This is a genomic window from Paraburkholderia aspalathi (assembly GCF_900116445.1).
GTDB classification, from domain to species: domain Bacteria; phylum Pseudomonadota; class Gammaproteobacteria; order Burkholderiales; family Burkholderiaceae; genus Paraburkholderia; species Paraburkholderia aspalathi.
On record NZ_FPBH01000028.1, the window covers coordinates 49,350 to 75,681 of the forward strand.

A 26,332-nucleotide genomic window follows, 5' to 3' on the forward strand; every position below is an offset into this window, starting at 1 on the left:
GCGTCTCATGGCCGGCAGGCCGGAGACCAGAACTGCGCCTCTGCCCCGCCACCGGGTGAGTTCTGTTACGCCTTGCGCGGCGGCTGTTTCATATTTGCCGCGATTATAAGCCAGCAAAAGACCAAGCCCGAGCAGGTAAAGAACACAGCGCTCTGACCATCCACTTTCAGCAGCCAGCCGCCGACCACCCCACCCAACGCAAGACCAATCGACTGCGTGGTGTTGTACACGCCCGCCGCCGCCCCCTTGCGGGTTCCCGGGGCCAGTTTCGACACCAGCGAAGGCTGCGACGCTTCAAGAATATTGAAGCCCAAAAAGTAAACAAAGAGGATCGCCGCCACAGTCAGAATCGTATGCGGTGCGACGCCCAACAACAACTGTCCGATCAGGATAAGACCGATTGCGGAAAGCAGCACGATTTTCATTTTTCCGCGCTTTTCCGCGGCGATGATCGCCGGGACCATCATCACGAAAGAGAGGCCCATCACCGGCAAATACACCTTCCAGTGCGACGCGACCGGCAGGCCGCCGGCTTCGAGAATACGCGGCACGACGAGAAACAACGCGGTTTGCGTGGCGTGCAGCACGAGCACGCCAAAATTCAGGCGCAGCAGCTCGACGTTATGCAGCACCTCGGCGAACGGCGCACGCACGTGCACGGGTTTGGGCGCATCCGGGACGACCCACAGCACGAGACCAATCGCCAGAATCGAGAAAATGCCGACCAGCGTGAACAGGCCGCTCATGCCGACCCACTGGAACACGATCGGCGCACCGACAATCGCCACCGCGAACGAAACGCCAATACTGCCGCCAACCATCGCCATCGCCTTGGTGCGATGCTCTTCGGAGGTCAGGTCGGCGATAAACGCGATCACCGCGGACGACACCGCGCCCATACCCTGAATCACCCGCCCGACAATGATCCACGTCATGTCGTGCGCGCCCGCCGCGACGAAGCTGCCAAGCGCGAAAATCAGGAGACCGGTCGCAATGACCGGTTTGCGGCCGACCTTGTCGGAGATCCAGCCATAAAAGATGTACAGCATCGACTGCGTCACGCCGTACGCACCCAGCGCGATCCCCACCAGCAGCACGTTGTCGCCGCCGGGGATGGTCTTCGCGTAGATCGAGAACACCGGCATGATCATGAAGAGACCGAGCATGCGCAGCGCGAAGATGGCGGCGAGCGACACGGTCGCGCGCATTTCAGGCGCGCTCATGCGTGAGGATGTAGCGGACGGATTGGACATCGGGAACGTTCTTTGAATGAGCGGGGCGGCAAACATACGGCGCGGCATTCGGGCCGGCGGCCTTGCCAGACGCTCGTCCGGCGCCTCGCGGCGCCTTGTACTCGCGAAAAATGGCCCCAGTTAGGCCTCTTTCCCGCGGCGCTGGACCGCAGCCTTACAGCTTGCCTTGCACCTTCTTCGGGCTGTCAGGAAGCCGTAACGGCGGTCTTGAAAAGTCGTTATAGTAGCAGGTTTAGCCTCCTCCTCTTTCCGCCAGGTCACGGGCCAAGTCTTGGAATAACGCGTGGAACAAATCCGTATCCGTGGGGCTCGCACCCACAACCTGAAGAACGTTAATCTCGACCTCCCACGTCACAAGCTCGTCGTGATTACGGGCCTATCCGGCTCGGGTAAATCGTCGCTCGCGTTCGATACGCTCTATGCGGAAGGACAGCGGCGCTACGTCGAAAGTCTCTCCGCTTACGCCCGCCAGTTCCTGCAATTGATGGAAAAGCCGGACGTCGACCTGATCGAAGGCCTCTCGCCGGCGATTTCGATCGAACAGAAGGCAACCTCGCACAATCCGCGTTCCACGGTCGGCACCGTCACCGAAATTCACGACTATCTGCGGCTATTGTTCGCCCGGGTCGGCACGCCGTACTGTCCGGACCACGAAATTCCGCTGGAAGCGCAAAGCGTCTCGCAGATGGTCGACGCGGCGCTCGCGCTGCCGGAAGAAACCAAGCTGATGATCCTCGCGCCGGTGGTGGCGAACCGCAAAGGCGAACACGTCGAGCTTTTCGAAGAGATGCAGGCGCAGGGCTTCATCCGTTTTCGCGTGCGTTCGGGCGGCGGCACGGCCAACGAAGGCGTCGCGAAGATCTATGAAGTCGACTCGCTGCCCAAGCTCAAGAAAAACGACAAGCACACGATCGACGTCGTCGTAGACCGGTTGAAAGTGCGCGGCGATATGAAGCAGCGCCTCGCCGAATCGTTCGAAACGGCACTGCGTCTCGCCGACGGCCGCGCGATCGCGCTCGAAATGGATACGGACAAGGAGCATCTGTTCAGCTCGAAGTTCGCCTGCCCGATCTGCTCGTATTCGCTGCAGGAACTGGAGCCGCGCCTCTTCTCGTTCAACAACCCGATGGGCGCGTGCCCGGAGTGCGACGGCCTCGGCCAGATCACCTTCTTCGATCCGAAGCGGGTTGTCGCGCATCCGTCGCTGTCGCTGGCAGCGGGCGCGGTGAAGGGCTGGGACCGGCGTAATCAGTTTTACTTCCAGATGCTGCAGAGTCTCGCGGCGTTCTACGAGTTCGACATCGACACGGCCGTCGAAGACCTGCCCGAGAAAGTCCGCAAGATTCTGCTGTTCGGTTCGGGCAAGCAGGAGATTCCGTTCTCATACATCAACGAGCGCGGCCGCACTTCCGTGCGCGAGCATGTGTTCGAAGGGATCATCCCGAACCTGGAGCGGCGTTATCGCGAGACCGATTCGGTTGCGGTACGTGAAGAGCTCGCCAAGTATCAGAACAACCAGCCCTGCCCCGCTTGCGCCGGCACGCGGCTGCGTCGGGAAGCGCGTTTCGTGCGGATCGGCTCGAACAGCGACGCGCGCGGCATCTTCGAAATCAGCGGCTGGCCGTTGCGCGACGCGCTCGGCTATTTCCAGACCTTGCGGCTCGAGGGTTCGAAACGCGAAATCGCCGACAAGGTCGTCAAGGAAATCGTCGCGCGACTCATGTTCCTGAATAACGTCGGGCTCGACTACCTGTCGCTCGAGCGCAGCGCGGAAACGCTGTCGGGCGGTGAAGCGCAGCGGATTCGCCTCGCCTCGCAGATCGGTTCGGGTTTGACGGGTGTGATGTACGTGCTGGACGAGCCGTCGATCGGTCTGCATCAGCGCGACAACGATCGCCTGATCGCCACGCTCAAGCATTTGCGCGACCTGGGCAACTCGGTGATCGTCGTCGAGCACGATGAAGACATGATTCGCATGGCCGACTATGTGGTCGACATGGGGCCGGGCGCGGGCGAACACGGCGGCATGGTGATCGCCGAAGGCACGCCCAAGCAGGTCGAGGCGAACGCGGCATCGATGACCGGGCAATACATGTCCGGCGCCCGCAACATCGAATTCCCGGACGAGCGCAAGGAACCGGACGAGCGCCGTCTGCGCATCGTCGAGGCATACGGCAACAATCTGCAGCACGTCTCGCTCGATCTGCCGGTCGGTTTGCTGACTTGTGTGACCGGCGTGTCCGGTTCGGGCAAGTCCACGCTGATCAACGACACGCTGTACCACGCGGTCGCGCATCACCTGTATGGCTCGTCAACCGAGCCGGCGCCGTACGAATCGATCGAAGGTCTGGAGCATTTCGACAAGGTCATCAACGTCGACCAGTCGCCGATCGGCCGCACGCCGCGCTCGAATCCGGCCACTTACACGGGCTTGTTCACGCCGATCCGCGAACTGTTCGCGGGCGTGCCCGCGGCGAAAGAACGCGGCTACGAAGCAGGCCGCTTCTCGTTCAACGTGAAGGGCGGCCGCTGCGAATCCTGCCAGGGCGACGGCGTGCTGAAGGTGGAAATGCACTTTTTGCCGGACGTCTACGTTCCCTGCGACGTCTGCCACGGCAAGCGCTACAACCGCGAAACGCTGGACGTCCAGTACAAAGGCAAGAACATCAGCGAAGTGCTCGACATGACGGTGGAGAATGCCTACGAGTTCTTCAAGCCGGTGCCGGTCGTCGCGCGCAAGCTGAAAACCTTGCTGGACGTGGGTCTCGGCTATATCCGGCTGGGCCAGTCGGCCACCACTCTGTCGGGCGGCGAGGCACAGCGCGTCAAACTTTCGTTGGAACTGAGCAAGCGCGACACGGGTCGCACGCTATACATCCTGGACGAGCCGACCACCGGTCTGCACTTTCACGACATCGCATTGCTGCTGGAAGTCATTCATCGTTTGCGAGACCAGGGTAATACCGTCGTGATCATCGAGCATAATCTCGATGTAATAAAGACCGCCGACTGGGTCATCGATCTCGGCCCCGAAGGCGGTGCAGGCGGCGGTCAGATCATTGCGCAAGGCACGCCGGAGCAGGTTGCCAAGTCGAAGGCAAGTTTTACCGGTAAGTATCTGGCGCCTCTGCTGAAACGCATTGCCAGTAGAAAGTAACGCTGCACAACACGGTTGGAGACTGAATAAGCCATGGCCAAGCGGAATCAGGCGAGCGACGACGGGCAAGTGCGGGACCTACGCCCACGCCCGGTCAGGCTGACTAGCGACATGAGCCTGCCGAAGCTGTCGGCGGTCGAAATCGGCAGTTACGTGCTGATGCTGATCGGAATGTGGGCGGTCATCGAACTGAAGCTGCTCGGCGCCTTGCTCGCCGGGCTGCTCGTGTTTCAACTCGTGCACACCATCGCGCCGCGCATCGAACGGCATATGTCGAGTCAGCGCGCGCGCTGGCTCGCGGTGGTGATCCTCTCGGCGGTAATAGTCGGCGCATTGACGGGGCTGACGCTCGGCATCATCGAACATTTCGAGAACGACGTGCCGAGCGTGCAGAAACTGCTCGACCAGGCGATGCAGCTAATCGACCAGGCGCGCGGCCGGATTCCGCAATTCGTCGCCAACTATCTGCCGGTCGATACCGACCAGATGAAGGCCAAGGCGGCCGAGCTGATGCAGACGCACGCGAACATGCTGCAGCAAAGCGGCAAGACCGCGGCGCGCGGCTTCACGCACATTCTGATCGGCATGATCATCGGCGCGATCATCGCGGTCGGAGCGCAGAAGCATATGCAGCGGCTGCCGCTCTCCACGGCGTTTGTCACGCGCGTGACACGTTTCGCCGACGCCTTCCGCCGCATCGTGTTCGCTCAGGTGAAGATTTCCGCGATCAATGCGGTCTTCACCGGCATCTTCCTGCTGGTGGTTCTGCCGATCTTTCACGACACGCTGCCGCTCTCCAAAACGCTGGTGCTGGTGACGTTTATCGTCGGCTTGCTGCCCGTGATCGGCAATCTGATCTCGAACACGATCATCGTCGCGGTGGCGCTCTCGGTGAGCTTTCCGGCGGCGATCATGTCGTTGGTATTCCTGATCCTGATCCACAAGCTTGAATACTTCCTGAACGCGCGCATTGTCGGTGGTCAGATCGAGGCGCGCGCCTGGGAACTGCTGATCGCGATGCTCGTGATGGAAGCCGCGTTCGGCATTCCTGGCGTGGTGGCGGCGCCGATCTTCTATGCGTATATCAAGCGGGAATTGATTTATCTGCGGCTGGTGTGAGCGGGTAGCAGCAAGCGAAAAAAAACGGCACCTGGGTGCCGTTTTTTTTCATGCATCAGAAGTCGATGCGTGCGTTCAATGACAGCGTGCGCGGATCGCCCGGCGTCACGTAGTCCGCGTACTGATATTCCCAGTAACGGCGATTGAGCAGGTTGTCGATCGCCGCGCGGAACGTCACGTCGTAGCCGCCGATGCGCGTGGCGTAGCTCGCGCCGAGATTGACCAGCATGTAGCCCGGCGCGTTCAGATTGGCGCTGGGACGCACGTTGGTATTGCCGGTGAACTTCGCGTCGGCGCCGATACGCAGCCCCGGCACATACGGCACGGAGTACGTCGCATGGCCTGCCACGACGAACTGCGGCGCGCCGGCCACGCGATTGCCGTTGTTGGCCGCGCCCTTCTCGTACTTTGTGTTGATCCACATGAGGTCGCCGCCGACATTCCAGCTCGAGCCCAGACGTACATCGCCGCCGAACTCCACGCCCTGAAAGATCGACTCACCGTCTTGCGTAAAGACGTTCGAACTGTTTGCATATGCCGAGCCGCGTTCGATCCGGAACAGCGCGGCCGTCGCGCTCCAGCGCGCATGCTCGCTCTTGATCCCGACTTCGTACTGCTTGCTGCGCAACGGCTTGAGCAACTCGCCCCGGTTCGCGTACGTGTCGCCCACGACGGTACCCGCCTCCAGCGATTCGACGTAACTGGTGTACAGCGTGGTGGTCGGCGCCAGCTTGAACATCAGCGCGACGGAAGGCGTCACGACACCGTTCTGACTATACGTCGAGAGCGTCGCGCCAGTGGTCGAATAGCCGTGCTGTTCGTAGTTCGTGTAACGCACGCCGCCGAGTACCGACCAGCGCTGCGTCAACTGGATCGTATCGCTCGCAAACAGTGCCTTTTGCGTGATGTCGCTGTCGCGGTACGTGTAGTAATTCGACGCGCTGTTGAAAGTATTGGTGTTCGGCTGATAGATGTTGCCGGTGCCGATCTGACCGAAGAAACTGTTCGCGCCGTAGTCGTTGGTTTGCCGCTGATAGGCTGCGCCGAACACGAGCTGATGCTGGAACGGCCCGGTCTTGACATTGCCTTCCGCCGACACCTGCCACAAGCTCAGCTGATGCCCTTCCTTGCCGGCGAAGCGGGTATCCGTGTAATCGCCTGCGCTGTTTTGCAGGTAGTACGTGCTTTCGTTGCGATCGCGCGAGCTTTTGCTGTAGCTGTAGTTTGCGTTGAGCGTCCAGTCCTGGCCGAGGTTGTATTGCACGCCTGCGGTGTAGAGCTGGACGTTCGTATTCAGATGCTGATCGGGGCCGGAGAGGTCGCCTGTGCCACCGCTCAGCGTATGCGGCAAGCTCGTGCCGGAATATTGCGCCGTCGAGATCGCCCCGGTGATACCGCTCGAACGACGCTGCTGATACAGCGCGCCGAAGGTCGCCTTGAGGTCGCGGGTGATGCGGGCGTCGAGCGCCAGCGAAACAGCATCGCGCCGCACGTTACCTTCGTTGTAGGTCTTGCCTTCTTCGTGCGTCGCGTTCAGGCGGTAGCCGAACATGTCGTTCGGGCCGACACGTCCGCCGAGGTCGGCATGCTCGCTCCATACGCCGTCGGTCTGATAGCCGACGTCGACGCTGCGTACTGGCGTGCTCGACACCGGCGGCTTTTTCGTCACGTAGTTGACCACGCCGCCCGGCGCGCCAAAGCCGTACATGAAACCAGTCAGCCCTTTCAGCAATTCCACTTTTTCGAGCTGCTCGTACGGCATCGTGATGCCATAGCTGTTGAAGGGCATGCCATCGATCTTGAACCCGGACTGCCAGTCGAGTTGCATGCCGCGCACCGTCACGTAGGTGGCCCATGCGTTGTAAGCGTTGCCGTTGTCGGATACGGAGGCGTCGGTGGCGAACACGTCGCCGAGCTTGGACGGCTGGCGATCCTGCAATTCTTCGCTGGTAACCACGGTGGTGGAGAACGGTGTGTCGAGTTGCGAGCGCGCGCCGAGCGCCCCGCTGCTGACGTCTTCTTTCAGATGTTGTGCCGTGTCTTGCGTCGCCGTGACCTTGACTGTCGGCAGCGCCTTTTCGCTTGCGTCCGGCGTCGCCTGCGCGATGGACGCCTCTTGCGCCCACGCCCCATGACTTGCCGCGAATGCCAGACACGCCGCCACGCGCAGTGGCCGCACCGTCAGCCGCTTCTTCGGCTGCTTTACCCCGTTTTTTACGCTCATCGCTGATTCCGTTTTCTTCGACACCCATATCAAATGAGAATAATTCCCATTCACACAGGTCGCGATGATGCCGAAGAAATTATGCTAATTGCAAGGTTTGATATGCGACATTTTGTCGCACACGGCGAATCCGCACCGCCTGAAAGCCGTGCCAGATAAGGGTCTACGCGATGCGCGCAAGCGACTTGCCTGAGCGGCCCCGCGCCATGCTTACGAGAAACTTGCAGCCGATGGCACGATTCCATAAGATGAGAACAATTCCCATTTGCACCTAGCCTTTGCCGTGACACCCCGTCAGAATTCCCGCCGCATTTCGCCGGCTCGCCCATGAGGCGGCAACTCGTCCGCCTGCACCGCTGGTTCGGTGTCGCCATTGCGTTGTTTCTGTTCGTCGCCGGCCTGACCGGCGCGATCATCGCGTGGGATCACGAACTCGATGCGGCGCTGAACCCGTCGTTCTTCAAAGCGCGCACCGCCGGTCCGGCGCTGTCCGGACTCGAACTGGCGCGCCGCGTAGAAGCCGCCGATCCGCGCCTGCAGGTGACGTATCTGCCGCTCGACGCCGAACCCGGCCACACGCTGCAGATGATGGTGCTGCCGCGTACCAACCCCGCGACGAAGCAGCCCTACCCGCTCGACTTCAACCAGATTGCCGTCGACCCCACCACCGGCGACATCCAGGGCCGGCGCGAATGGGGCGCCGTTTCACTCGCGCGGCTCAATCTGATTCCGTTTATCTACAAGCTGCACTACACGTTGCATTTGCCGTTCACCGGCGGTGTCGATATCGGCACGTGGCTGATGGGCATCGTCGGGATCGTGTGGCTGTTCGATAGCGTGGTCGCTCTGTGGCTGTCGTTTCCGAGCCTCAAGGCATGGCGCAAGTCGTTCGCATTCCGCCTCGGACGCGGCGGCTATGCGCTCACTTTCGATCTGCATCGTTCGGGCGGCGTGTGGATCTGGGGCCTGCTAGCGATCGTCGCGCTAACGTCGGTATCGATGAATCTGTCAGGGCCCGTGGTTCGGCCAGTCGTGTCGCTAGTCTCGAAGCTCACGCCTGATCCGATCAACAACCCCGAAATTCTGCGTGCGCCGCAGCCCGGCGACCAGGTGCTGAGCCGCGAGCGCATCGTGCAGCTAGCCGAGCAAGCCGGTAAGGCGCAGAACCTGAAGGTGCCGCCCGGCGGCGTCTACTACGCGGAATTCCTGCATGCCTACGGCGTCGGCTTCTACGCGACCGGCAACGATCACGGTGATCTCGGCCTCGGCAATCCGTGGATGTATTGGGACGCGGCCACCGGCAAGCAACTCGGCGCGCAGATTCCTGGCAAGGGCACAGCGGGCGACATCTTCATGCAGGTGCAATTCCCCCTGCATTCGGGACGCATCCTCGGTATCGGTGGACGGATTCTGATTAGCGCGATGGGGATTGCAGTCGCCGTACTGAGCGCAACGGGACTACTGATCTGGCTGAAGAAACTGAATGCGCGCCGCCGTTCCGCACAAAACGCACGGCTCGCGCCGGACGCGCGGAATGCGAGTGGCTCCGCAATGCGCTCTTGATCTGAAGAGGGAGCGCCGACTCATTCGGCGCAAGCTTGCAGCGGGGTGATGCGGCCACGGCTTGACCGCCCCACTGCAAGCACATCAACTACGTTTAACGAAACACCACCGTCTTGCTGCCGTTCAACACGACGCGATGCTCGACGTGCCACTTCACCGCACGCGCAAGCGTCACGCACTCGACGTCGCGGCCGATTGCCGTCAGTTGCTCCGGCGTCATGCTGTGGTCGACGCGCTCCACACCTTGCTCGATGATCGGACCTTCGTCGAGATCTGTCGTTACGTAGTGGGCCGTTGCGCCGATCAGCTTCACACCTCGGTCGAATGCCTGGTAATACGGCTTCGCGCCCTTGAAGCTCGGCAGGAACGAGTGGTGAATATTGATCGCGCGGCCGGCGAGCGATTCGCACAGTTGCGGCGACAGAATCTGCATGTAGCGCGCGAGCACTACCAGATCCGCTTGATGCTCGTCGATCACTTCAAGCACGCGCGCTTCCTGCGCGGCCTTCGCGTCGGGCGTGCCGCCCATCAGCGGGAAGTGATGGAACGGAATGTCATAGCTGGCCGCGAGCTGATAGAACTCCTTGTGGTTCGAGATGATCGCCGGAATCTCGATACCCAATTGACCGGTGCGATAGCGGAACAGCAGGTCGTTCAGGCAATGGCCGATCTTCGACACCATGATGACGACGCGCGGCTTCACCGACGCATCGTGCAATTCCCAGCGCATACCGAACTGCTCAGCGAGCGTGGCGAACGACGTACGCAACACGTCCTGGCCCGGATCGCCGCCGACCTGCTGAAAATGCACGCGCATGAAGAACTCGCCGGTGCGGCTATCGCCGAACTGCGCGGAGTCGAGAATATTGCTGCCACGCTCGAACAGAAAGCCCGAAACCGCGTGGACGATGCCGGGCCGGTCGGCGCACGACAGTTTGAGGATAAAGCTGTGATCGGTCGACATGACCTGGGTGACTCCCTTCTTCAGTGCGTAGTTTGTTCGGTGTGTCTTATTCGATGCAGCGTGCTACAGCGTGATCTGGCTTGTCCGCCGAACCTGCACCCGCGCCTGACTAGCGCTTATGCAAGCACCGGTGGCGCGAACAGCGTCTCGATGCCCGGACACGCGTCTTCGTCGATCCAGCGGCGGCGCAGCAGGCAATCCAGCGTAGCCAGACTCGCATCCACGGTTATCGCGCCTTCTTCGATCCAGCCCGCCACTTCGTCGATGCGCGCGAGCCGGTGTTCACCCACTTCGCCGTCCTGATTGCGCGGCGCGAAATCGGCCGGCAGCGCGAGGTCGTAGATAAAAATCTGTTCGGCCTGCGTGCCTTCCGGCAACGATTGCAGCACATGCGCAGTGCGTCCAGCCGTGGCACGCGCGGCGATCTCCTCGGGAATACCGGCTTCTTCCCAGCACTCCTTGATGATCGTCGCCTCGATGCCGAAGCCCCAGCCGATCCCGCCTGCGACGACATTGTCGAGCATGCCCGGGTCGGTGGCCTTGGTGTCGCTGCGGCGCGCGATCCACAATTGCGGCGCGCCATCCGCGTATTCTACGACGCCGTTCAGATGCACCGCGTAGGTCATCGTGCCGAAGAAGCGCGACGCCGCGCGTTCGATGTAGGCGAGCGGCGGTGCATCGAACGCATTGCGGATCGCGTAAGTCTCGTTGCGCCAGCCGGGAATGCGGCCCTCGGCGGCAAGTGCGCCGATCACGGAACCGAGCGCCGCGCTGCGCAGATCGACGGTGTTGAACGCGGGCGCGAGCGTGACGCGCGTATTGTCGATTTCAAACACATCGGGCCAGCGCGCGAGCAAGGGCACATCAGTCGAGCGAATCCAGCCGACCTGCTCGGCGTCGATCCAGAACGGCAGATGCGCGTCTATGTCGAAGCGACGCGCGGCGGTGATGCAAGGCAAAGTCATTCAAAACTCCAAACTGGTCTTCAGCTGCGTTCGGTTGGTGTCAGCCAGCGTAGCGGTGTCCTGTCGATTCAATAGCCTCAATCGCGCAAGGCGACGCGAATCCCGATTGCAATGAACGTCGCGCCAGCAAGCCGATCGAGCCACACGCCCACGCGCGGCCGGCGCTTCAGCCAACCGCCGATCATCCCCGCGCACACGCCGAACAGCGAAAACACCACCACGGTCTGCAACATGAACAACACGCCGAGTTCGAGCATCTGCACCGTGACGCTTTGCGTGCCGTGCGGCTGTACGAATTGCGGCAGGAACACGACGAAGAACAGCGTCACCTTCGGGTTCAGCAGATTGCCGAGCACGCTCTGGCGAAACACCGCGTTCAACGGTTGCGGCGCACGCTCGTGCGCGGTGGCGAGGCCCTGGCTGCGCAGCGCCTTGATGCCGATCCAGATCAGATAGGCAGCGCCCGCCAGCTTGATCACTTCAAACGCAACCGGCGACGAACGCAGCAACGCGGCCACGCCAAGCGCGGCCAACGTGGTGTGGAATGTGATGCCGGCGGCAAAGCCGAGCGCGGCGACGAGACCCGCCGCGCGGCCTTGCGAGATGCCACGCGCTAGCACTTGCAGATTGTCGGGGCCAGGCGCCATCGTGATAGCGATCGAGGTCGCGAGGAACAACAGGAAGTTGGGCATCGTTTCTTACCTTCTTTGTGTGCAGGAAGAAGTTGGCATCCAGCGCTCAATGGCCGCCGAATTCAGTCACCGTATAGAGCGGCAGGCCCGCTTTGCGCAGCAAGGCCGAGCCGCCGAGGTCAGGCAGATCGATAATCGCCGCCCCTTCGATCACCACTGCGCCGAGCCGCTCGAGCAGAATCTTGCCGGCCATCATTGTGCCGCCGGTGGCGATCAGATCGTCCATGATCACGACGCGGTCGCCCGGCTTGCAGGCGTCCTCGTGAATCTCGACGGTCGCGGTGCCGTATTCCAGCTCATAGGATTGCGCGACCCGCTTGTACGGCAGCTTGCCCTGCTTGCGGATCGGAATGAAGCCGAGGTTCAGCTCGTAAGCCAGAATCGGCCCGATGATGAAGCCGCGCGCATCCAGCCCGGCGACGTAGTCGAGCTTCGCGTCGATATAGCGCTGGACGAACAGATCGATCAGAACGCGCAGCGACTTCGGCTCCTGCAGGAGCGGCGTGATATCGCGAAACTGCACACCCGGCTGCGGCCAGTCGGGCACCGTGCGGATATGGCTTTTGATGTAGTCGGCCGCATCGAGCGGCGCGCTCGCGAGCGCGTTGGACATGATGTCTCCGGATGGACCTCGGCGGGTCCGATGAAAGGCTAAATCAGGTTCGGCCGGCGAGGCGCAAGCGGCTCAGCCGTGGCCGGCAACGCCGGCCTCGCCGAAACCACACCCAGGCAACGCCACGCCGGTCGCACCGTTGTTGCTAGGCCGCAGCGGCGCCCGCGCGGCGATGCTTCGAAAGCAGTTCTTCGGCTTCGGCCAACTGTTCGGGCAGACCGCGCAACACCACGATGTCGCTCGCGCGCAGCTTGGTGGACGGGTCCGGCTCGACGCCGCGAATGCCGTGCCGCCGAATGGCCGTCACCTCGACGCCCAGATCGAACAGGCCCAATTCCGCCAGCGTTCGGCCCACCGCGTCCGAGTTTTCGTCGACCGGCACCGATTGTAGCCGCACCTGTTCATGGCCGTCGTCGTCTTCCATGTCGTCCGCACCGTGGAAATAGCCGCGCAGCAGTGCGTAACGCTCGTCGCGCATTTCCTCGACCCGCCGCACCACGCGCCGCATCGGCACGCCCATCAGCACCAGCGTGTGCGAGGCCAGCATCAGACTGCCCTCGACGATTTCCGGAATCACTTCGGTCGCGCCGGCGGCCAGCAGCTTTTCCAGATCGGCATCGTCGACGGTACGAACGATCACTGGCAGCGTCGGCTCAAGCTCGTGAATATTGTGTAGCACGCGCAATGCCGACGGCGTGTTCGCGTAGGTAATCGCGATCGCCGCGGCGCGATGGATACCGGCGGCAAGCAGCGATTCGCGCCGCCCCGCATCGCCGAACACCACGGACTCACCCGCCGCCGCAGCGGCCTGCACGCGATCGGGGTCCAGGTCCAACGCAACATACGACAAGCCTTCATGCTCCAGCATGCGCGCCAGATTCTGCCCGGCCCGGCCGTAACCGCAAATGATCACGTGCCCGCTTTGCTTCAGGCTCTGCGTTGCAATGCGCGTCATCTGCAAGGACTGCATCATCCATTCAGTCGACGACAACCGTAGCACGATTCGATCGGCGTTCTGGATCATGAAGGGCGCAGCCAGCATCGACAGTAGCATCGCCGCGAGAATCGCCTGCAACAGGGTGGCGTCGACGAGATGCTTGTCGAGAATCAGGTTCAGCAGCACGAAGCCAAACTCACCCGCTTGCGCGAGGCCGATACCTGTGCGCATCGCAACACCCGGCGACGCACCGAACAGGCGCGAGAGCCCGGTCACCATCACCGCCTTCAGCAGGATCGGGCCGACCAGGAAGCCGAGCACGATGAACGGATGCTCCCAGATCACGCGCGGATTCAGCAGCATGCCGGTCGTGACGAAGAAGAGGCCCAGCAGCACGTCGCGAAACGGCTTGATGTCCTCTTCCACCTGATGGCGGTACGGCGTTTCGGCGATCAACATGCCGGCGATAAACGCACCGAGCGCGAGCGACAGGCCGAACTTATCCGTGATGAATGCCGCGCCGAGAGTCACCAGCAGCAGGTTGAGAATGAACAGTTCCTGCGAGCGGCGGCGCGCGACCACGTTGAACCAGCGCGTCATGAAGCGCTGACCCACTATTAACAATAGCGCCAACGCCACGACGATCTTGATCGCGGCCACCCCGAGCGCGCTGACGAGATCTTTCGAATCGCCGCCCAGCGCTGCGATCACGATCAACAGCGGCACCACCGCCAGATCCTGGAACAGCAGCACGCCGAAGATGTTGCGGCCGTGCTCGGTTTCGATCTCGAGCCGCTCAGCGAGCATCTTGCTGACAATCGCCGTCGACGACATCGCCAACGCGCCGCCCAGCGCCACGCTCGCCTGCCACGTAATGTGCACCCAGCGCTCAAGCACGAAGCCGAGCGTGACCGCCACGGCAATCGTGCCGATCACCTGCAACAGGCCTAAGCCGAACACGAGCCGGCGCATCGAACGCAGTTTGGAAAGCGAAAACTCCAGCCCGATCGAAAACATCAGGAACACAACGCCGAACTCGGCCAGGTTCTGTGCGCCCACCGAATCGGGAATCAAACCGAACGCGTGCGGCCCGACGACGATGCCGACCGTCAGATAGCCCAGCATCGGTGGAAGATTCAGAAAGCGAAAAGTCACCACTCCGGCCACTGATGCCAGCAGCAGGAATAGCGTCATTTCGAGGGGGGAAATCATCGGCTAAAACGCATCGGTAAAGCGTCCTCGTTCGTCAGCGGACCGCGCACGAGAAAGGCCGTGCGACAAGGTTGAGGGGCCGGTAAAGGCAGCAATAAAGACAGCGGCTTGGCACAGCAGGCCCGGCGCGGCGAACAAGCGCCTTTGCTATACTCCGCGAATGATAGCGAAAATCAATGGCGACCGGGCACTCGCGCTCGCTCGCGACGTGCTCGACATCGAAGCGGACGCCGTGCGCGCGCTTCGCGATCAACTCGACGATGGTTTCGTCGGGGCGGTCGACTTCATCCTGGGTTGCCGTGGACGCGTTGTCGTTTCCGGCATCGGCAAATCCGGCCATGTGGCCCGCAAGCTCGCGGCCACGCTCGCCAGCACCGGCACACCGGCGTTCTTCGTTCATCCGGCGGAAGCGAGTCATGGCGACCTCGGCATGGTGACGGCAGACGACGTGTTCCTCGCGCTGTCCAATTCCGGTGAAACTGAAGAACTCGTGGCGATCCTGCCGCTCATCAAGCGGCTCGGCGCGAAGCTGATTGCGATGACGGGCCGCCCGTCGTCGAGTCTCGCACAACTGGCCGACGTTCATCTGAATTCTGGCGTGTCAAAAGAAGCCTGTCCGATGAATCTTGCGCCCACCGCCAGCACTACCGCCGCGCTCGCGCTCGGCGATGCGCTCGCCGTCGCGGTGCTGGACGCGCGCGGCTTTGGCCGGGACGACTTCGCTCGCTCGCATCCGGGCGGCGCGCTCGGCCGCCGCCTGCTGACTTATGTGCGCGACGTGATGCGCACCGACGACCAGGTGCCGAAGGTGACGCCTGACGCAACTGTGCGCGACGCGTTGTTCCAGTTGACCGCCAAGCGCATGGGCATGACGGCGATCGTCGATCACAACGATCACGTGACCGGCATCTTCACCGACGGCGACTTGCGCCGCGTGCTCGAACGCGACGGCGATTTCCGCGAACTGTCGATTGCCTCGGTCATGACCGCCGGCCCGCGCACCATCGGTCCGGATCAACTTGCTGTCGAAGCCGTGGAACTGATGGAGCGCCACCGCATCAATCAGATGCTGGTCGTCGACGAAGCAGGCAAGCTGATCGGCGCACTCAACATGCACGACCTGTTCTCGAAGAAGGTGATCTGATGCCCGTCGCCCCCCTTACCGCCACTGAACGCGCAAGCCGCGTCAAGCTGATGATTTTCGACGTCGACGGCGTGCTGACCGACGGCGGCCTGCTGTTTACGGCGGAAGGCGACACGATGAAGGGCTTCAACTCGATGGACGGCCACGGCATGAAGCTGCTGCGCCAGGCCGGCATCGAAACGGCGATCATCACCGGGCGCAAATCGGGCATCGTCGCGGTGAGGGCGAAGGAAATGAACATCGCCCACGTCTATCAGGGCGTGCAAGACAAACCCCAGGCGTTCGCCGACCTGCTCGAGCAAACCGGCATGACGGCGGAACAATGCGGCTATATGGGCGACGACTGGGTCGATCTCGGCGTGATGCTGAAGGTCGGTTTCGCGGCGGCGCCGGCCAATTCGCATCCTGAAGTGATCGCGCGCGCCCATTGGGTCAGCGAGGCGCGCGGCGGCCACGGCGCAGCGCGCGAAGTCTGCGACACCCTGCTGCGCGCGCAGCACAAATACGAGGCGCTGCTCGCGGCAGCCTGCAGCGGCGAACAGCGAGGCCTCGTCGGATGAATCGGTTTCGCTGGACCTCACTGATTCCGCTCGTCGCGATGGCCGCGCTCGCCGGAATTACATGGTGGCTGCTGCAAGCCACGCTGCCGCGGCAGAACGAAGGCGTGCTGCGCCCCAAGGAGCACACGCCCGACTACTTCGCGGACAATTTCTCGGTTTCCGAGCTCGATCAGTCGGGCTCGACGCAATACCGTCTGACCGCCCAGTCCCTGATTCACTACGAGGATGACGAGCTGAGCGACCTGGTCAAGCCGGCCATGCGCGCCTTTCAGCCCGGCAAGCCGATCGTCACCGCGACCGGAGACACCGGCACGGTGAACGGCGACGCCTCGATCGTCAATCTGTACGACAACGCGCGCATCGTACGGGCGGCCGGGAACGGCGATCCGCAGATGCAGGCAGATTCGCAGCATTTTAGGGTGCTGGTCAACGACGATGTGATCGAGACCGAAAAGCCGGTTAAACTTCAGCGCGGCATGTCTGTGATGACTGCCAGCGGCATGAACTACAACAACGTCACCCGGGTGATGCAGCTGTTCGGCAATGTGAAGGGCGCGATTGCCGCGTCCGAAGGCTCCGTCAGCTCGCCCAAGCAACCCGGGTAATCCATTCCAGGCGTGACTGCATGAACGAATCGTTCCCCCGTTTTGATACCGGCCGCTCGCGCACCCTGTCCGCGTGCCGCGCCGGACTCGCTGCGCTGCTCGTCGCGCTGCCGCTTGCCGGCTTCGCGCCGCTTGCGCACGCCGACCGCGCCGACAAGGACAAGCCGCTGAACGTCGAAGCGGACAACATGACTTACGACGACCTCAAACAGGTCAACATCTTCACCGGCCACGTGGTCGCCACCAAAGGCACGATCGTGATCAGGGCCGATCGGGTCGAAGTGACGCAAGACCCACAGGGCTATCAGTACGCCACCGGCACGTCGAGCGGCGGCAATCTGTCGTATTTCCGCCAGAAGCGCGAAGGCCTCGATGAATACATCGAAGGCACGGCCATCCGGATCGACTACGACGGCAAGCAGGATCTGACCACGCTCACCACCAACGCCACCGTCAAGCGCCTGCAAGGCCTCTCAACGGTCATGGACCAGGTGCACGGCAGCGTCATTACCTATGACGGCCAGAGCGACTTCTACACCGCTAAGGCGGGTAAGGACGTCGCCGGCCCGGGCAACCCGACCGGCCGCGTGCGCGCCATGCTGGCGCCGCGCAATGGCGGCGCAGCGCCGTTGAACGGCGCGTCGGCCACGCTCGCGCCGTCCACCACGATCCAGGGAGCACCGAACCAGTGAGTTCCTCAGCGTCCCTCCCCAATCGCAAACCGGCCGGCACTAGCAGTTCGCTCGTGGTCCGCAACCTGAAGAAGCGCTACGGCTCACGCACGGTCGTCAAAGACGTCTCGCTCGACGTGAAAAGCGGCGAAGTGGTCGGCCTGCTCGGTCCCAATGGCGCCGGCAAGACCACCTCGTTCTATATGATCGTCGGCCTCGTGCCGCTCGATGCGGGTGAAATCGACCTGGACGGCAAGTCGATCAGCTTGCTGCCGATTCACAAGCGCGCATCATTGGGCTTGTCGTATCTGCCGCAGGAAGCATCGGTGTTCCGTAAGCTCAGCGTCGAGGAAAACATTCGCGCGGTGCTGGAATTGCAGGTCGAAGACAACGGCAAGCGGCTCAGCAAGGAAACCATTACGAACCGCACCGAGGCCTTGCTCGACGAACTGCAGATCGCTCACCTGCGTGAGAATCCGGCGCTGTCGCTGTCGGGCGGCGAGCGTCGGCGGGTTGAAATTGCTCGTGCATTGGCCACCAATCCGAGCTTTATTCTGCTCGACGAACCGTTCGCAGGTGTCGATCCGATCGCAGTGCTGGAAATCCAGAAGATCGTTAAATTTCTGAAGCAGCGCAATATCGGCGTGCTGATCACCGACCACAACGTGCGCGAAACCCTCGGCATCTGTGACCACGCCTACATCATCAGCGACGGCAGCGTGCTGGCCGCCGGTGCACCGAGCGACATCATCGAGAACGAAAGCGTGCGGCGCGTCTATCTGGGCGAGCACTTCCGCATGTAAGTGCACAAAGGATTTCCGGCGGTGCGAGCGCGCATCCGCCGGCCCCTTTGCGGCATCCGCACATCAGCATTTTTGACCTGGGCCGTCCCGCGCCCAGCGCCGCCGAAACGGGCGCACGCGTAATTGCGAATGTCGCAATGTATCGCGGTCGTGGCAAACTCTCTACAATGAATCTCAACTTGCCATGAAAGCCAGCCTCCAACTCCGCCTATCGCAGCATCTTGCGCTGACCCCGCAACTGCAGCAGTCCATCCGGCTGCTTCAGCTGTCCACGCTCGAACTGCAGCAGGAAGTCGCAATGGCGATCTCGCAGAATCCACTCCTCGAGAATGAGGACGACTGGATTGCGAGTCCCCTGCGTGTGGCGGCCGACGGCTCACTGATCGCCCAGTCGCCCAATTCCTCCCCACCGTCCGACCAGATGGGCGGCAATACGTCGTCTTCGTCCACCAGCAGCAGCGAGCGCGCCGAGAACGGCGAGCCGCAAGGTGTCGACGAATACAACGGCCTCGCGAGCGACAACAACGGCGACGCGTCGCAATGGGATCTCGGCGACTACGGCCGCTCCGGCAATGCCTCGGACGACGACGATCTGCCGCCGCTGCAAATCCATGAATCGAGCACCTCGCTGCGCGATCACCTGATGGCGCAACTTCGCGTCACCCAGGCGAGCCAGCGCGACCGTGCGCTGATCACCTTCCTGATCGAATCGCTCGACGACGACGGCTATCTTGCCGCCACGCTCGAGGAAGTGCTGACCGATCTGCCCGAAGAGCTCGAGGTCGATCTCGACGAAATGAACGCTGCGCTTGCGCTGCTGCATAGCTTCGACCCGGCAGGGGTCGGCGCGCGCTCCGCGTCCGAGTGCCTCAAGCTGCAATTGCTGCGGCTCGAACACTCGTCTACGCGCACGCTTGCGCTCGACATCGTCGCCCATCATCTGGAACTGCTCGCGGCACGTGATTTCACGCGCCTGCGCAAACACCTGAAGGCAAACGACGACGATCTACGCGATGCGCATGTGTTGATCCGCTCGCTCGAGCCGTTTCCCGGCGCCGCTTACGGCAAGGCGGAAGCGGACTATGTCGTGCCGGACATCATGGTGCGCAAAACGGCACAGGGCTGGCAGGCGGAACTCAATCCGGAAGTGGTACCGAAGCTGCGCATCAACCATCTGTACGCGAATATTCTGCGCAATAACCGGGGTGATCCCGGCAGCGGATCGTTGCGCCAGCAACTGCAGGAAGCACGCTGGCTGATCAAAAATATCCAGCAGCGTTTCGAAACGATCCTCAGGGTCGCGCAAGCCATTGTCGAGCGTCAAAAGAGCTTTTTTGTCCACGGCGAAATTGCCATGCGCCCCTTGGTTTTGCGAGAAATTGCTGATACGCTGGGCCTACACGAGTCAACTGTCTCCCGTGTGACAACCGGTAAATACATGCTGACCCCATTCGGGACGCTTGAATTTAAGTACTTCTTCGGATCACACGTTTCGACTGACACGGGCGGCGCGGCGTCTTCCACGGCGATTCGCGCGCTCATCAAGCAACTGATAGGAGCGGAAAACCCGAAATCTCCTCTTTCAGACAGCCGCATAGCCGAACTGCTGGCGGAACAGGGCTTCGTGGTCGCACGGCGTACCGTTGCGAAGTATCGCGAGGCCCTCAAGATTCCGGCAGTCAACCTGCGCAAGTCTCTGTAGCCCGCCGCCTCCCGCGACGGGCATTTACCGGCCGCTCCGCAGTTGGCGGACAGGCCGGCCGATGCGACCTGCCAGAAGTCAGTCACCGGGGGGCGACTCAGGCAAGCCGACAGATCGACCGGACCTTCGTCATCGTGCGGAACAAGCGGCCTCTAGCTTGGAGAAGCACTATGAATCTGCAGATCAGTGGACACCACCTCGAAGTAACGCCTGCGTTGCGCGAATACGTGATCACCAAACTGGATAGGGTGCTAAGACATTTTGATCAGGTCATCGACGGCAGTGTGGTCCTCTCGGTCGACAACCACAAGGAAAAGGAAAAGCGTCAAAAGGTTGAAATTAACCTGCATCTGAAGGGCAAAGATATCTTCGTCGAGAGCTGTGACAGCGATCTTTACGCTGCGATCGATCTGATGATCGACAAGCTCGACCGGCAAGTGATACGCCATAAAGATCGGCTGCAAGGCCATCAGCACGATGCGATCAAGTACCAGCCGGCACCGATCCTGGACGTGCCGCCGCAATAAGGAAGATTAGAAGGCCTGCTTTACTTTCCTTCGTTTTCCTCATTCGCCCGCATTTGCTCGCATTTGCGTGTCCCCAGCCAAACCGCCCGAGACCGGGCGGTTTTTCGTTTCAGGGCACCTTTTTCAGGCCGCCGGGCAGACCGGATCAATCCTGCGAAGAAACCCATGATGCATGGATGGCGCGCCGCACCATCCGTGGCTACCCTGTTCTATAATGTTCCGGTTACCATCGGGGTCAAGTTAGCTCAAACGGAAATCGGTCGGCCGGAGTCCTGCGCTTTCGGACTTCAACGCACGTCGCCGTGAGCATCAAACGAATGGAACATCACTCAAACGCCCCAGCGAGGAGAACCCAGGCCACGTTTTCGCCTGTCAACATGAATCGTTTAGCCAAATTTCTTCCCCTCGAGAACGTCGTCGTCGGACTATCGGTCACCAGCAAGAAGCGCGTGTTCGAGCAAGCGGGCCTGATCTTCGAGAACCAGAACGGCATCGCCCGTAGCACGGTCACTGACAATCTGTTTGCGCGCGAGCGCCTCGGATCGACGGGGCTTGGTGAAGGCGTCGCGATTCCGCATGGCCGGATCAAAGGCTTGAAGCAGCCGCTCGCCGCATTCGTCCGCCTTGCCGAACCCATCCCCTTCGAATCGCCCGACGGTCAGCCGGTCTCGCTGCTGATCTTCCTGCTCGTGCCTGAGCAGGCCACCCAGCAGCACCTCGAAATTCTCTCGGAAATCGCCCAGTTGCTGTCCGATCGCGAAGCCCGCGAGCGCCTGCACACGGAAGAAGACCGCGAATCGTTGCATCGCCTGCTCACTCAGTGGCAACCTTGATGCATCGGCGGTTATCCGCACGTCGCCTATTCACCCGGCTTCCCGCCTGCAGGCGGGTACAGCCAGGCGAGGTGCGCGGTCCGCGTTAACGAGGCCGCATCCTTTCCCAAGCAAGCGGTCCACACGGGAGTCACCGACTCATGGATACGTCCAGCATCAACGCCCAGAGCATTTTCGACGACAACGCCGCCATGCTGAAGTTGAGCTGGCTGACGGGGCATGAAGGCTGGGAGCGCGGCTTTTCTTCGGAATCAGTCGCCAATGCCACGTCGAGCGCCGACCTTGTCGGCCACTTGAACCTGATCCACCCGAACCGGATCCAGGTGCTCGGCGACGCCGAAATCGACTACTACAAGCGCCAAACCGACGAAGACCGCTCGCGCCACATGGCCGAGCTGATCGCGTTGGAACCGCCGTTTCTGGTGGTGGCGGGCGGCGTCGCCGCGCCGCCGGAACTGGTGCTGCGCTGCACGCGCTCGTCCACGCCGCTTTTCACCACCCCAATGTCCGCCGCCGCGGTGATCGACAGCCTGCGCCTCTACATGTCGCGCATTCTGGCGCCGCGCGCCACGTTGCACGGCGTGTTTCTCGACATTCTCGGCATGGGCGTGCTGCTCACCGGCGATTCCGGCCTCGGCAAGAGCGAACTCGGGCTGGAGCTGATCAGCCGCGGCCACGGCCTCGTTGCCGACGACGCAGTGGATTTCGTGCGCCTCGGGCCGGATTTCGTCGAAGGGCGCTGCCCGCCGCTGCTGCAAAACCTGCTTGAAGTGCGCGGTCTGGGCCTGCTCGACATCAAGACGATCTTCGGTGAAACCGCGGTGCGCCGCAAAATGAAGCTGAAACTGATCGTGCAACTGGTGCGCCGTCCGGACGGTGAATTCCAGCGGCTGCCGCTGGAAAGCCAAACCGTCGACGTGCTCGGCCTGCCGATCAGCAAAGTCACGATTCAGGTGGCGGCCGGCCGCAACCTCGCGGTTCTGGTCGAGGCAGCCGTGCGCAACACGATCCTGCAACTGCGCGGCATCGATACGCTGCGCGACTTCATGGATCGCCAGCGCCTGGCCATGCAGGACCCGGACAGCCAGTTTCCCGGCAAATTGATCTGAATCCGCGCGCCCCGGCACCGTGTGACGTCCGCAGCCAACGGCAGGCTGCGACGGCGCGCGCACTGGGACCAGATGCTATGATGAACTGTACGGATTTCACGACTCCATGCGCATAATCCTGATCACCGGTATTTCCGGCTCCGGCAAATCAGTTGCCCTGAACGCGCTTGAAGACGCAGGCTATTACTGCGTCGACAATCTGCCGCCGCGTTTTTTGCCGCAACTGGCCAACTATCTCGCCGACGACGGCCAGGAACGCCTCGCGGTCGCCATCGACGCGCGCTCGAGCGCTTCGCTCGACGAAATGCCCGCGATGATCCGCGACCTTTCGCGCGCCCACGATGTGCGTGTACTCTTCCTGAACGCAAGCACGCAGTCGCTGATTCAACGCTTTTCCGAAACACGCCGCCGCCACCCGCTGTCCGGTTCCACGGCGCATGATGCAGACGTCGGCTTGCTGACGTCGCTCGCCGAAGCGATCGAACGCGAACGCGAACTCGTGGCGGGCCTCGCCGAATTCGGCCATCAGATCGACACCAGCAATCTGCGCGCAAACGTGTTGCGTGCGTGGGTCAAACGCTTCATCGAGCAGGAAGATGCCGGGCTCGTGCTGATGTTCGAGTCCTTCGGTTTCAAACGCGGCGTGCCGCTCGACGCCGATTATGTTTTCGACGTACGCACGCTGCCGAACCCGTACTACGATCATGAATTGCGGCCGCTCACGGGCCTCGACCAACCGGTGCGGGATTTTCTCGATGCACTGCCGGTCGTGCATGAAATGATCGACGACATCGAAAAATTTCTCGCTAAATGGTTGCCGCATTTCCGTGACGACAACCGCAGTTATCTGACGGTCGCGATCGGTTGCACGGGCGGCCAGCACCGCTCGGTATTCATTGCTGAGACGCTCGCCGCGCGTCTCGCAACGTCAGCGAATGTCATTGTGCGGCACCGCGATGCGCCGGTTCATGCCGGCGAATCATCGAAGTTAGTGGCTTAACCGGCCGCATCGCGCGGCCTTAACTCGAAGCGTTGCGCCATGTCTTCTTCTACTGTGCTTGCCGATGTGCCGCTGTTTCCGCTGCATACGGTGCTGTTTCCCGATGGACTGCTGCCGCTGAAAATCTTCGAAGCGCGCTACCTCGATATGGCGCGCGAGTGTCTGCGTGAAAAAACGCCGTTCGGTGTGTGTCTGCTGAAAAGCGGCGCGGAAGTGGCGCGCGAAGAAGAGCCTTCGGTGCCCGAAGCAATTGGCTGTCTCGCCGAGATCGAAGAGTGCGATGTCGAAGCCTTCGGCATGCTGCTGATTCGGGCACGTGGCACCCGGCGGTTTCGCCTGCTGTCGCATCGTGTGGAGAGCAGCGGCTTGCTGGTCGGCATGGCGGAGCCGCTTGGCGAAGACATACCGCTCGAGGGCAATGAGCAACTGGCCAAGTTCGGTGCGTGCGCGGAAGTGCTCGAACGGATCATCGCCACGATCCGCGAACGCGACCCGGACAGCTTGCCGTTCGCGGAACCGTTCAGGCTGGAAGATCCGTCATGGGTGTCGAACCGGCTTGCGGAAGTGTTGCCCATCGCCCTTCGTGCAAGGCAAAAGTTGATGGAACTGCAGGACGCCGGCGCGCGAATCGACGTGGTTCATCACTATATGCAGCAGCATCAGCTGCTTTGATTTGATGTGCTTTCGGCTTTTTCGGCTCGCGGCTGGCTAGATCAGCGAGCCGTGCAAACTATCCAGTAGTTTGCGCACCGGCGCGGGTACACCGAACGAATCGAGATCGCTTAACGCGACCCATGCGGTGTCCGCGTCGTTAAGCGCAGCCAATGCGCCCACACCACGATCCAGTTCAGCGAGCCGCGGCTCGATATCCAGCTTGAAATGCGTGAAGACGTGCGTGAGCGGCGCGAGCGGTGAGACCGCTCCGTCGCCACCAAAGGCACGTGCACGCTCGGCAAGCGTGGCTTCGTCGGCGGCTTCGGGCAGGCTCCACAAGCCACCCCAGATGCCCGAGGGCGGGCGCTTTTCCAGCATCACGGCGTTACCGTCGCGCAGCACCAGCATCCATGTGCGGCGCGTCGGCACGGCTTTCTTTGGCCGTGACGTGGGCAGTTCACGCTGACGTCCGGTCACGTTGGCCACGCAGTCGGCGGCGAACGGGCAGCGCAGGCAGTCCGGCTTGCCGCGCACGCACAACGTTGCGCCGAGGTCCATCAGGCCTTGCGTATAGGCGCTGACATCGTCGTTCGATGCGTTGGACGGCAGCAGCGATTCCGCCAGCGTCCACATCGCGTTCTCGACTTTCTTTTCGCCCGGAAAACCTTCCACGCCAAATACCCGCGCCAGCACGCGCTTCACGTTGCCGTCGAGAATCGTGGCACGCGCGCCAAACGCGAAAGAGGCGATCGCCGCTGCCGTCGAGCGGCCAATGCCCGGCAATTCCGCGAGCTCGTCGACCGACTCGGGAAACGCACCGCCATGCTGCTCGACGACCACCTGAGCGCAGCGATGCAGATTGCGTGCACGCGAGTAATAACCAAGGCCGGCCCACAGCGCCATCACATCATCTGCCGGCGCGGCGGCGAGCGAGGCGACATCCGGACAACGCGCAAGAAACTTGGCGTAGTACGGAATTACCGTCGATACCTGCGTCTGCTGCAGCATGATTTCCGACAGCCAGATGCGATACGGATCGCGCGTGTTCTGCCAGGGCAGATCATGACGGCCATGCTGGCGCTGCCACGCAATCAGCCGCGCGGAAAAATCAGACATGACAGGAAAAGCGGGCGTAGCGGACGCGGCGGACGGGCTTATACGAGAAGGCATCGAAAATTTAGCGCTGGCAGGTGGGACAGAAATACGTAGAACGCTGCCCCTGCACGATCTGTTTGATCGGCGTTCCACACACGCGGCATGGCAGCCCCGCGCGATCATAGACGAAATAGTCGAGCTGAAAGTAACCGCTTTCGCCATCGCTGCCGACGAAATCACGCAGCGTGCTGCCACCCTTCTCGATCGCTGCGGCGAGCGTGACGCGCACCGCGTCGGCCAGCAGATCGTAGCGCACGAGCGAGACGCGGCCCGCCGCGGTGGTAGGCCGGATACCGGCGCGAAAGAGACTTTCGGACGCGTAGATATTACCCACGCCGACCACGATCTCCCCTGCCAGCAAGGCCTGCTTCACCGACACCTTGCGCCCGCGCGTGAGCCGGTGCATCAACGCGCCGGAGAACGCCGGCGAAAACGGCTCGACACCGAGGCTCGCGAGCAGCGGATGCTCGAGCACGCCACCGGCTTCGCGCGGGTGCCACAACACCGCGCCGAAGCGCCGCGGATCGCGATAGCGCAAAATGAATTCGTCGAAAATCCAGTCGATGTGATCGTGTTTCGCCGCAGCGGGTGGACGCGGCACATGGCGCAGCACGCGCAGCGTGCCTGTCATGCCGAGATGCACAATGAACCAGCCGGCGTCGATCTCGAATAGCAGATACTTGCCGCGCCGTTCGACCTTGCGCACCACGCTGCCACGCAAGGTTTTCGCAAGGTCCGCCGGAATCGGCCAACGCAGCGCGGGCGTACGCACATCGACGCGTTCAACCTTGCGCCCGGACACATACGGTTCGATTCCCCTTCGGGTAACCTCAACTTCTGGCAACTCTGGCATGTCTAACTGGTCTGCAA

Annotated in this window: 23 protein-coding genes; 14 read left to right on the plus strand and 9 right to left on the minus strand. The window is 62.0% G+C overall.

What is annotated here, in order from left to right; translation table 11 throughout:
* Positions 1-65 precede the first annotated feature (65 nt).
* The gene (locus BM438_RS33315; RefSeq protein ID WP_167378502.1) at positions 66-1,253 is read right to left on the minus strand and encodes an MFS transporter; all 1,188 of its coding nucleotides are present in this window, start codon (positions 1,251-1,253) and stop codon (positions 66-68) included.
* A gap of 283 nt (positions 1,254-1,536) precedes the next feature.
* Here BM438_RS33315 and uvrA point away from each other — a divergent pair, with 283 nt between their 5' ends.
* Both uvrA and BM438_RS33325 read left to right on the plus strand, forming a co-directional pair.
* On the plus strand, positions 1,537-4,410 hold the full coding sequence (uvrA, locus tag BM438_RS33320) for an excinuclease ABC subunit UvrA (protein ID WP_093643659.1): 2,874 nt from the start codon (positions 1,537-1,539) through the stop codon (positions 4,408-4,410).
* Positions 4,411-4,443: 33 nt separating this feature from the next.
* On the plus strand, positions 4,444-5,529 hold the full coding sequence (locus BM438_RS33325) for an AI-2E family transporter (protein ID WP_093643661.1): 1,086 nt from the start codon (positions 4,444-4,446) through the stop codon (positions 5,527-5,529).
* A 55-nt stretch (positions 5,530-5,584) separates the two neighbouring features.
* On the opposite strand, the gene BM438_RS33330 is transcribed toward BM438_RS33325, so the two are convergent.
* Positions 5,585-7,753: a TonB-dependent siderophore receptor gene (locus tag BM438_RS33330; RefSeq protein WP_093643663.1), complete on the minus strand. Its 2,169-nt coding sequence runs from the start codon at positions 7,751-7,753 to the stop codon at positions 5,585-5,587.
* Positions 7,754-8,080: 327 nt separating this feature from the next.
* On the opposite strand from BM438_RS33330, the gene BM438_RS33335 reads away from it, so the two are divergent.
* Positions 8,081-9,316, plus strand: coding sequence for a PepSY-associated TM helix domain-containing protein (locus BM438_RS33335; RefSeq protein ID WP_093643665.1), 1,236 nt, complete (start codon positions 8,081-8,083; stop codon positions 9,314-9,316).
* A gap of 94 nt (positions 9,317-9,410) precedes the next feature.
* Here BM438_RS33335 and purU read toward each other — a convergent pair whose 3' ends face one another.
* From purU to BM438_RS33360, 5 genes are all read right to left on the minus strand, one after another.
* A complete protein-coding gene (purU, locus tag BM438_RS33340; protein WP_054035832.1) occupies positions 9,411-10,280 on the minus strand; it encodes a formyltetrahydrofolate deformylase in 870 nt (289 codons plus the stop codon).
* A gap of 116 nt (positions 10,281-10,396) precedes the next feature.
* Positions 10,397-11,245, minus strand: a complete 849-nt coding sequence (locus tag BM438_RS33345; protein WP_093643667.1) for an NUDIX hydrolase — start codon at positions 11,243-11,245, stop codon at positions 10,397-10,399.
* A gap of 77 nt (positions 11,246-11,322) precedes the next feature.
* Positions 11,323-11,937, minus strand: coding sequence for a LysE family translocator (locus BM438_RS33350; RefSeq protein WP_093643669.1), 615 nt, complete (start codon positions 11,935-11,937; stop codon positions 11,323-11,325).
* Positions 11,938-11,983: 46 nt separating this feature from the next.
* Positions 11,984-12,550, minus strand: coding sequence for an adenine phosphoribosyltransferase (locus tag BM438_RS33355; protein ID WP_093643671.1), 567 nt, complete (start codon positions 12,548-12,550; stop codon positions 11,984-11,986).
* A gap of 145 nt (positions 12,551-12,695) precedes the next feature.
* Positions 12,696-14,699, minus strand: coding sequence for a monovalent cation:proton antiporter family protein (locus BM438_RS33360; RefSeq protein WP_093643673.1), 2,004 nt, complete (start codon positions 14,697-14,699; stop codon positions 12,696-12,698).
* Positions 14,700-14,859: 160 nt separating this feature from the next.
* Between BM438_RS33360 and kdsD the strand changes: the two genes are divergently transcribed.
* The 11 genes from kdsD to BM438_RS33415 all read left to right on the plus strand — a co-directional run bounded on the left by kdsD (position 14,860) and on the right by BM438_RS33415 (position 24,325).
* Positions 14,860-15,843, plus strand: a complete 984-nt coding sequence (gene kdsD, locus BM438_RS33365) for an arabinose 5-phosphate isomerase KdsD (protein WP_054035827.1) — start codon at positions 14,860-14,862, stop codon at positions 15,841-15,843.
* Positions 15,843-16,403, plus strand: a complete 561-nt coding sequence (locus BM438_RS33370; protein WP_093643675.1) for a KdsC family phosphatase — start codon at positions 15,843-15,845, stop codon at positions 16,401-16,403. Before kdsD ends, BM438_RS33370 begins: the two co-directional genes overlap by 1 nt.
* Positions 16,400-17,008: an LPS export ABC transporter periplasmic protein LptC gene (gene lptC / locus BM438_RS33375; protein ID WP_093643677.1), complete on the plus strand. Its 609-nt coding sequence runs from the start codon at positions 16,400-16,402 to the stop codon at positions 17,006-17,008. The genes BM438_RS33370 and lptC overlap by 4 nt, the downstream gene beginning before the upstream one ends.
* 20 nt (positions 17,009-17,028) lie before the next feature.
* Positions 17,029-17,700, plus strand: a complete 672-nt coding sequence (gene lptA, locus BM438_RS33380) for a lipopolysaccharide transport periplasmic protein LptA (protein ID WP_093643679.1) — start codon at positions 17,029-17,031, stop codon at positions 17,698-17,700.
* Positions 17,697-18,482 carry an LPS export ABC transporter ATP-binding protein gene (gene lptB / locus BM438_RS33385; protein WP_093643681.1) on the plus strand — a complete coding sequence of 262 codons (786 nt, stop codon included), beginning with the start codon at positions 17,697-17,699 and terminating at the stop codon, positions 18,480-18,482. The genes lptA and lptB overlap by 4 nt, the downstream gene beginning before the upstream one ends.
* 184 nt (positions 18,483-18,666) lie before the next feature.
* The gene (locus BM438_RS33390; protein WP_093643683.1) at positions 18,667-20,184 is read left to right on the plus strand and encodes an RNA polymerase factor sigma-54; all 1,518 of its coding nucleotides are present in this window, start codon (positions 18,667-18,669) and stop codon (positions 20,182-20,184) included.
* A 170-nt stretch (positions 20,185-20,354) separates the two neighbouring features.
* Positions 20,355-20,711 carry a ribosome hibernation-promoting factor, HPF/YfiA family gene (gene hpf / locus BM438_RS33395; RefSeq protein WP_054035819.1) on the plus strand — a complete coding sequence of 119 codons (357 nt, stop codon included), beginning with the start codon at positions 20,355-20,357 and terminating at the stop codon, positions 20,709-20,711.
* A gap of 317 nt (positions 20,712-21,028) precedes the next feature.
* Positions 21,029-21,544: a PTS sugar transporter subunit IIA gene (locus BM438_RS33400; protein ID WP_074285509.1), complete on the plus strand. Its 516-nt coding sequence runs from the start codon at positions 21,029-21,031 to the stop codon at positions 21,542-21,544.
* Positions 21,545-21,684: 140 nt separating this feature from the next.
* Positions 21,685-22,653, plus strand: a complete 969-nt coding sequence (gene hprK, locus BM438_RS33405) for an HPr(Ser) kinase/phosphatase (protein ID WP_012431656.1) — start codon at positions 21,685-21,687, stop codon at positions 22,651-22,653.
* Positions 22,654-22,759: 106 nt separating this feature from the next.
* Positions 22,760-23,653, plus strand: a complete 894-nt coding sequence (gene rapZ, locus BM438_RS33410; RefSeq protein ID WP_093643686.1) for an RNase adapter RapZ — start codon at positions 22,760-22,762, stop codon at positions 23,651-23,653.
* A gap of 39 nt (positions 23,654-23,692) precedes the next feature.
* Positions 23,693-24,325: an LON peptidase substrate-binding domain-containing protein gene (locus tag BM438_RS33415; protein ID WP_054035816.1), complete on the plus strand. Its 633-nt coding sequence runs from the start codon at positions 23,693-23,695 to the stop codon at positions 24,323-24,325.
* A gap of 36 nt (positions 24,326-24,361) precedes the next feature.
* On the opposite strand, the gene mutY is transcribed toward BM438_RS33415, so the two are convergent.
* Together mutY and mutM are read right to left on the minus strand one after the other, a co-directional pair.
* Positions 24,362-25,477: an A/G-specific adenine glycosylase gene (gene mutY, locus BM438_RS33420; RefSeq protein WP_208620735.1), complete on the minus strand. Its 1,116-nt coding sequence runs from the start codon at positions 25,475-25,477 to the stop codon at positions 24,362-24,364.
* Between the two features lie 7 nt (positions 25,478-25,484).
* Complete coding sequence (gene mutM / locus BM438_RS33425) at positions 25,485-26,315, minus strand: bifunctional DNA-formamidopyrimidine glycosylase/DNA-(apurinic or apyrimidinic site) lyase (RefSeq protein WP_054035812.1); 831 nt, start codon at positions 26,313-26,315, stop codon at positions 25,485-25,487.
* Between the last annotated feature and the right edge of the window lie 17 nt (positions 26,316-26,332).